General features: G+C 70.5%; 8 protein-coding genes and 3 pseudogenes. 7 read left to right on the forward strand and 4 right to left on the reverse strand.

Annotated features, from left to right (window positions below; all coding sequences use genetic code 11):
* Positions 1–1230: nicotinate phosphoribosyltransferase (locus RB628_RS38685; protein ID WP_318325339.1), on the forward strand; the 1230-nt coding region annotated here is incomplete at its 5' end.
* Positions 1230–1538, forward strand: coding sequence for a DUF1876 domain-containing protein (locus RB628_RS38690; RefSeq protein WP_318325340.1), 309 nt, complete (start codon positions 1230–1232; stop codon positions 1536–1538). The genes RB628_RS38685 and RB628_RS38690, both read left to right, overlap by 1 nt.
* Before the next feature lie 99 nt (positions 1539–1637).
* Here the strand turns inward: RB628_RS38690 and RB628_RS38695 are convergent.
* Positions 1638–1847: pseudogene (locus tag RB628_RS38695) on the reverse strand (CBS domain-containing protein); the annotation flags it as partial.
* Positions 1848–2056: 209 nt separating this feature from the next.
* On the opposite strand from RB628_RS38695, the gene RB628_RS38700 reads away from it, so the two are divergent.
* The gene (locus RB628_RS38700; protein ID WP_318325341.1) at positions 2057–2998 is read left to right on the forward strand and encodes a pyridoxamine 5'-phosphate oxidase family protein; all 942 of its coding nucleotides are present in this window, start codon (positions 2057–2059) and stop codon (positions 2996–2998) included.
* Positions 2999–3034: 36 nt separating this feature from the next.
* On the opposite strand, the gene RB628_RS38705 is transcribed toward RB628_RS38700, so the two are convergent.
* The gene (locus tag RB628_RS38705) at positions 3035–3703 is read right to left on the reverse strand and encodes a CBS domain-containing protein (RefSeq protein WP_318325342.1); all 669 of its coding nucleotides are present in this window, start codon (positions 3701–3703) and stop codon (positions 3035–3037) included.
* 23 nt (positions 3704–3726) lie between these two features.
* Complete coding sequence (locus RB628_RS38710) at positions 3727–4155, reverse strand: cyclic nucleotide-binding domain-containing protein (protein ID WP_318325343.1); 429 nt, start codon at positions 4153–4155, stop codon at positions 3727–3729.
* 276 nt (positions 4156–4431) lie between these two features.
* Between RB628_RS38710 and RB628_RS38715 the strand changes: the two are divergent.
* From RB628_RS38715 to RB628_RS38730, 4 genes and pseudogenes are all read left to right on the forward strand, one after another.
* Positions 4432–4587: pseudogene (locus RB628_RS38715) on the forward strand (universal stress protein); the annotation flags it as partial.
* Positions 4557–5104, forward strand: a pseudogene (locus RB628_RS38720) (glycosyl hydrolase family 65 protein); the annotation flags it as partial. The pseudogenes RB628_RS38715 and RB628_RS38720, both read left to right, overlap by 31 nt.
* 247 nt (positions 5105–5351) lie before the next feature.
* Positions 5352–5861, forward strand: a complete 510-nt coding sequence (locus RB628_RS38725; protein WP_318325344.1) for a flavodoxin domain-containing protein — start codon at positions 5352–5354, stop codon at positions 5859–5861.
* Positions 5862–6258: 397 nt separating this feature from the next.
* Positions 6259–6924 carry a DUF4389 domain-containing protein gene (locus RB628_RS38730; RefSeq protein WP_318325345.1) on the forward strand — a complete coding sequence of 222 codons (666 nt, stop codon included), beginning with the start codon at positions 6259–6261 and terminating at the stop codon, positions 6922–6924.
* 192 nt (positions 6925–7116) lie between these two features.
* On the opposite strand, the gene RB628_RS38735 is transcribed toward RB628_RS38730, so the two are convergent.
* Positions 7117–7430 (reverse strand): TrkA C-terminal domain-containing protein (locus tag RB628_RS38735; RefSeq protein ID WP_318325346.1); only part of this gene is annotated, 314 nt, incomplete at its 5' end.

Here is a 7430-nt window from a genome sequence, read left to right on the forward strand (position 1 = left end):
CGGGTCGACGCCGAGGACGTCGATGCCTTCGCCTCGGCACTGCACCGGCCTCCACACGACCTGGCTCCGCTGCTCGGCATGGAATTCACCGGCCGGGTGAGGGCGGTGCCCGAGGGGCGGATCGTCCTCGCCGGAGAGCCGCTGCTGGAGGTGACCGCTCCGCTGCCGCAGGCGCAGCTGGTGGAGACCTACGTGCTCAACCAGGTCAGCCACCAGACGACGATCGCCTCGAAGGCCGCACGGTGCGTTCTGGCAGCGCAGGGACACCCGGTGGTGGACTTCTCCCTCCGGCGTACCCACGGCCCCCAGGCGGGTTACCAGGCCGCCCGGCTGAGCGCGGTGGTCGGTTTCGCCGGAACGAGCAACGTCGCCGCGGCCGCCGCCGAGGGGCTGCCGGCCGTCGGCACGATGGCCCACTCGTACATCGAGGCGTTCGGGACGGAGGAGGCGGCCTTCCGCGGCTTCGCCCGCGCCCATCCGGGCCCGGTGACGCTCCTGGTCGACACCTACGACACCGAGGCGGGGGTCCGGGTCGCGGCGCGGGTGCTCCGGGACCTGGACCGTGGGCCCGGCTCGGCCGTACGGCTGGACAGCGGCGACCTCGGAGCCCTGGCGCTGCGGGCGCGTGCCCTCCTCGACGCGGCCGGACTGCCGGACGTACGGATCGTCGCCAGCGGAGGACTCGACGAGTACTCCGTGGACGAACTGGTCCGCTCCGGAGCACCCATCGACGTCTACGCCGTCGGCACCCGCGTCGGAGTCTCGGCCGATGCCCCGTTCCTCGACTCCGCGTACAAGATGGTCGAGTACGACGGCCGGCCGGTCATGAAGCTCTCCTCGGCCAAGGTGACCGCTCCCGGGCAGAAACAGGTGTTCCGCCGCCCCGGATACGCAGACGTGATCGGGCTCCGCGATGAGCAGCCCCCCGACGACAGCCTGCCGCTGCTGGAGACGGCGATGCGGGACGGGAGACGCACCGTCCAACGCCCCGATCTGCCGGAGATGGCAGGGAGGTTCGCCGCGGACCTGGCCGGGCTCCCGCCTGCGGCACGCCGGATCCGAAACCCCGTCGCGCCACGGGCGGCGACCTCGGGGCGACTGACCGCGTTCACCGCCGGGGTCCGGCGCCGTATCCAGGACGAGTTCCTGGCCGCAGCCGTAAGCCCGCTGATCCATGAGCGGAGGCCGTCCGGATCACAGAGGTCCGCACCGGGACGAGGAGGAAAGTGATGGCACACACCGTGGAATGGAAGGTTCGCCTCTACCTCTTCGAGGAAGAGGGCACGACCAAGGCCCGTGCGGTGCTGAACACTGGCACCACGGAGCTCACCGGGCACGGGGACGCGCACAGGAACCCCGCGGACAGGGATGTTCCGGAGATCGGTGACGAGCTGGCGGCGGGCAGGGCCATGCACGACCTCGGTAGGCAGCTGGTGGTCGTTGCACAGCGTGACATCAAGGGCATGGACACCGGTGCGACCGAGCGGTGGGCCCGCCCGGAGACCGGCTGGCCGATGCCGGACCGGCAACAAGGGTGACGACGTGAATCGCCGGCTGAATCAGGGGGCGTCCGCGGGGTACGCGATGTGCTCGGAGACCGAGACCACGCCGTCGACGCTCCGGCAGAGCCGCTCGAATGTCAGGCCGGACGGGTCGGCCTGGGCCGAGGACTTGCGCAGCAGATCGGCCTCGGACACCACACCGATGGGGCGGTCCAGCTCGTCGACCACGGGCACAGCGGTGACATCGCTCTCCGCGAGCAGCCTGACGATCTCCTTGAACGGCATGTCGCGCTGTGCCCGCACGACGTCCCGGGTCATGAGTTCTTCGACCGGACGGTGGTGCATGTCGTCTCTCCGTTCCGGTTGGAGACAGCCGGTGGGCGGTGGCGGTCGGGTGTCGAACGGGTCAGGAGCCATTCACGCGGAGGGCGTTGCAGGCGCGGTCCCGGACGGGCCGCGCGGCTACGGGGATCACCGGAGCCCCCATCCCATGCGGCGGTATGTCGCGCGTGGCACGTTGGGTACGGAAACATTCTGAGGAAACGGCGGCGATCATGCGAGCTCAACTTGGAGATCAACTCGTTGTCGAAAGCCCTGCCACTGGCATCACCAGGCGCGATGGCGAGATTGTCGGACTTCATCACACCGATGGAACCCCGCCCTACGACGTGCGCTGGTCGGACACGGACGAGGTGACGCTAGTCTTCCCGGGGCCCGACGCGCACATTCGTCACATCGAGCACAGGTCCGGGTCCGGGACCGGGTCTTCCCGGCCACGTACGGAACGGACAGGCGCGCCGAGGGGCGCCGGGTCCGGCGAGCCCCCGCCAGGCAGGCCACACAATGCCGGGGACATCGGCCGCCGCATCGCCACCGAACGCACCCGCCGAGGACTGACCCGGGAAGAGACGGCCCACCGCGCCGGAATGGCACCGGAATACCTGGCCTACCTCGAAGAACAGCCGGCCGACCCGACCCTGGCCAGTCTCGTCAACCTGGCCGACGTGCTGGGCACCAGCCTCACCGCCCTGCGCGGGGGCGGCGTCGATCTGCCGCCCGGCCGGGGGCAGGCGCTCCTGCATCCCCGACTGCGGGACCTCGACCCCGACGAATGCCGTGATCTGCTTTCCACGCACGGCGTGGGACGCGTCGCGGTGTCGACACCTGACGGCCCGGCGGTGGTTCCGGTGAACTACGAGGTCGTCGACGACTCGATCGCGTTCCGGACCGCGCCGGAGTCGGTCCCGGCGGCTGCCGTGGGATCCGAGGTCGCCTTCGAGGTCGACCATGTGGACGAGGCCATGAGCCAGGGCTGGAGCGTCCTCGTCGTCGGACCCGCGCGGGTGGTCACCGAGCCCGAGGAGGTGCGCAAGCTGGTCGATCATGCCCACACCGCGCCCTGGTCAGGGGGCGAACGCGAGATGTGGGTGGCAGCGCGGCCCACGCGTGTCACCGGGCGCCGCATCACGTCGGCCGAGCATTCGGCCGAGCAGTGAGGGAGGAGTGCCGGCCGGGCCCGCATCGCCGACCCCTCACTCCGGTCGGGCCGGAGCGGTGGACTCACCGGTGAGACGGGACTCGACGTCCACGACGCCCTCGATGGCGCGTACGAGGCGCACGGCGACCGAGATGAGCGAGGTGTCCTGGATGTGTCCGCGGAGGGTGACGACTCCCTCGTGGACGTTCACGTGGATGGCGTGGCTGAAGGCCGGGAACAGGTAGGACACCACGGTGCGGCGGGCCTCCTCCTCGATGTCGTCGTCCGGCCGCAGGAAGACCTTCAGCAGATCGGCACGGCTGACGATGCCCTGAAGCATCCCCACGTCGTCGACCACGGGCAGCCGCTTGACGCGCCGGACGGCCATGATCCTGGCCGCCTGGGCCAGGGTGGCGTCGGGGCGGACCGTGATCGCGGGGGCGCTCATGAGCCCCTCCGCCGTCACCGCCCCCGCCTTGGCGATGTCGGACAGGCGTCGGCGCTGCTCCACGAGGCCCGGGTCGATGTCGCGGAACTCCTCCTTGGGCAGCAGGTCGGCCTCGGAGACGACGCCGACGACACGCTCTTCGCCCTCCAGGACGGGCATGGCACTGACATTCCACTGTTCCATGGTCTCGACGATCTCCTTGAAGGGCGCGTCGCGTCCGACGGCCACGACCGTCAGGGTCATCACATCGCTCACGATGTGCGGGGTCTCAGGCACTGCGGCCCCCTCCTCTCGCTTCGTCAGGGCACCTCGCCCGCGCCGTGGGGCGCGTACAGGTCGAGCAGTCGCACCCGGGCGGACCTGAGCCGGCGTGCGAGGACGCTGACGACGTAGGTGCACAGCTCGTGATCCAGCACCGGGTCCTTCGCACACATCTCACGAACTGTCGCCGCGTCGAACTCGTAGGCGCGCACCGGGCTGGTGGCCTCGGCTCCCAGGTGCCAGTGATGGGGAGGGACCAGCCAGGACCAGCCCAGCAGTTTTCCGGCGCCGAGGGTCTCGATGACGGCCGCGCGCCGACCGGGCACATGAAGGTCGAGAGCGACCGTTCCCGTGTGGATGATCCAGAAGCGGTCGGCGTTGCCGCCTTCGTCGAAGATGCGCTCGCCCGTCGCGAACGACACCTCATGAGCGAGCGGCATGAGCTGCTCGCGATGTTTTTCGGTCATGGCGCCGAAGACGCCGGTCCTCACAACCACGACGGCCGTCCCTTCTCCGTGATCTCGAACGGAGCGGGCACCTGCCCGGTCACCTACGTCCCGGCCCGCGGCCCGTGCGCGGGCCATGGCCGCGGGGTGGTGCCCGCATGACTCCACGATCGCCGCAAACCGGCGGGGCGCAACCCGGGCCGAAACCCGCGGAGCGCCGATCCGCGTGTCGCGGCGTGCCCGGCGCGGTGCGACGGTGTTCACAGGAGGTTCTCGCGGTGGCCGGGCAGAGAGGCGGTGGGGACCATGGAGCTTCCGCTGGTCGTGGGTGTCGACGGATCGCGTTCCAGCCTGCGGGCGGTGGACGGGGCGACGCGCCACGGGCTGCCGTTGCGGGGCGTCCACGCCTCCTTGTGGGAGCGATGCTCGGCTGCCTCTTCTCGCCGACCGAGCTGCGGGAACTGTTCGGGCGCCTGGGCTACGACTTGGACGACGAGTTGTGGCGCAGGACCGTCGACTACTACCTCGGGCGCACCAGCCACGGTTCCACCCTCAGCGGCCTCGTCCACGCCTGGGTTCTCGCCCGGGTCAGACGGGCCGAGGCGTGGACGTACTGTCAGGAAGCCCCGGAACAGGACGTCGCCGACCTCCAGGGCGGTACGACCCCGGTGAAGGCATCCACCTCGGCGCCATGGCCGGAACCCTCGACCTGGTGCAGCGCGGCCTGACCGGCCTGGAGACCCGCGCGGACGCACTCCGAGTCGACCCCGTGCCGCTTCCGGCGCTGTCGGAGTACGGGTTCTCGCTGCGCTACCGCGGCCACTGGGGCGTCAGCGTGCGGCTTCGCAGCGGAGAGTTGCGGATCGGTGTGCCCGCCTCGGAGGAGTCCCCGATCCGCGTGGTCCTGCCCGACCGGGCCGCCACCGTCGCTCCGGGAGAGACCTGCACGCTGCTGTTGCGGGAGGACTGAGTCATCCACGGGAACCGAGGCAACCACGGCCCGCCGACCGCCGGCGCACCACACAGGGGCTGTTCGGATCCGCGTGGGGGGCCGATGGGCCCGTCCGAGTACCCGATCGACCTCTGGGCCGGGGTCCTGGACCGCCGGATGCTCGAAGCGTCGAGGTGTGGGTGAGGAGGTTTGCGACGGCGGACGACAGGCGCGGTTGACGTCGCCGAGGAATGAACACGAGGACTGTGAGAGGAGGCGGACCGTCATGCGGAGCAAGGTGCTGGTCGTCTACGGGACGACGAACGGGTCGACCGCGCAGATCGCGGAGGCCATCGCCGACGTTCTGCGCAAGGAGGGGCTGACGGCCGAGGCGTTGCCCGCCCGGTCCGTGACGGGCCTGGAGCCGTACGACGCCGTGGTGGTCGGCGGTGGCCTGTACGCGGGGCGTTGGCACAAGGACGCGCGTCGCTTCGTCCGACGTCACGCCCGCGAGCTGGCCGGGTGTCCGCTGTGGCTCTTCAGCAGCGGCCCCCTCGACGCCTCGGCCTCGGAACGCGACATCCCACCTGTGCCCGGCGTCCGCCGGATCATGATCCGGCTCGACGTCCAGGAACACGTCACGTTCGGCGGTTGCCTCGAAGCGGGAGCCAGGGGATTCATCGCCCGGAAGATCGTCTCGTCCGGGAAGGGCGGGGACTTCCGTGACTTCGATCAGATCGAGGCGTGGGCCGGGCGCATCGCCAGCGAACTCGTGAGGGAGTCGCCCAGAACCTGAATCGGACAGCCGGAACCGTTTCCGGCCCCCTGCCCGCGCCTGGTGACGAGGGCGAGCAGGTGGAGGAAGCGGACCTGGTGCCGAGTGACTCGGCCCTGGCGGCGCCTCGGAGTCGTCGGCATCGGCCAGGTCCCCTGGCGTCCGGCGTCGAAGGGGCGGCGGTTCGGGGGCGGTGCGGACGCTGTCCGGACGCCGGGGTCCGGCAGCCCGTACGCGATCGGGAATGCGGCCGACAGCGGTGCGCTGCCCTTGACGGCAGCCGTCCGCAGGGGCGGACCCCCAGTCCCCCATGGCCGGACCGCGAGCCCGCACTGCCCTCGCGGTCCCGGACGGAAGCAGCCAGGCTGGTCATGAGCACATCCGGCGGCGGCACGCCGGGAGAAGGAGCTGATTCACCATGACGAACCAAGTGGAATTTACGGACAGACCGGTCCGGGTGAACGCGCGTCTGGACTCGCCGCTGTCCCGGTGGCTGTGGCTCGTGAAGTGGATCCTCGCCATTCCGCACTATGTGGTGCTGTTCTTCCTGTGGATGGCCTTCGCCGTGGTGACCGTGATCGCGTTCTTCGCCATCCTGTTCACCGAGCGCTACCCCCGCGTCCTGTTCGACTTCAACCTGGGGGTGATGCGCTGGAGCTGGCGGGTCTCCTACTACGCGTGCGACGCCCTGGGCACCGACCGGTACCCGCCGTTCAGCCTGGGCGAGGAACCGGATTACCCCGCACGGCTGGACATCGCCTACCCGGAGCGGCTCTCCCGCGGCCTGGTTCTGGTGAAGTGGTGGCTCCTGGCCATCCCGCACTACCTGGTCATCGGGTTCTTCCTCGGCGGTGCCCACCTCGGCTGGTGGTCCGGCGGCCTGATCGCCCTGCTGACGGTCATCGCGGCCGTGATCCTGGCCTTCACCGAGAAGTACCCGGGGGATCTGTTCGACCTGATCATCGGCCTCAACCGGTGGGTCCTGCGCGTCTGGGCCTACGCCGCTCTGATGACGGACACGTACCCACCGTTCCGCCTGGACCTGGGCGGCTCGGAGACGGCCACTCCGGAGGAGCGGGCGTGATACGGGCAGGCTGGACAGAGGGGGGCGACTCCGTTCGATGGTGGAGTCCCCCGCCATCCTCGTGTCGACAGTCCGGCGGGGCAGCGGGTGGCCGCGCGCGGGCCCCGATCGCTGTCGGACCTCAGGACGATGTGCCGGAGGTACGCCCCGGTGACCGTGCCCGGGTCTTCGGCGTCCGGGTCTCCTCCGCCGTCACTGGAACGCGGCGCGGATCTCCTGCTCGGTGGCGGTGTGGGAGACCAGGAGGAGTTCGTCGCCGGCCCGGAGCGTGAACGTGGGTGTGGGGACGGTCGGCTGTCCGCCGCGGATGATGGTGGCGATGACGGTGCCTTCGGGCAGCGGTACGTCGGCGAGGGCGTGGCCCGCGGTGCGGGAGCTCGGGGTGATCGCGGTTTCGATGACATCGACGCCCGCCCTGCTCAGCCGAAGGAGGGCGACCGTGTCGGTGGCACCGGTGGCCTCCTCGATGAGGGAGATCAGCGGGGTGGCGGCGGGGACGGCGACGT

Source organism: Streptomyces sp. ADMS, from assembly GCF_033441795.1.
In the GTDB taxonomy this organism is placed as follows: Bacteria; Actinomycetota; Actinomycetes; order Streptomycetales; family Streptomycetaceae; genus Streptomyces.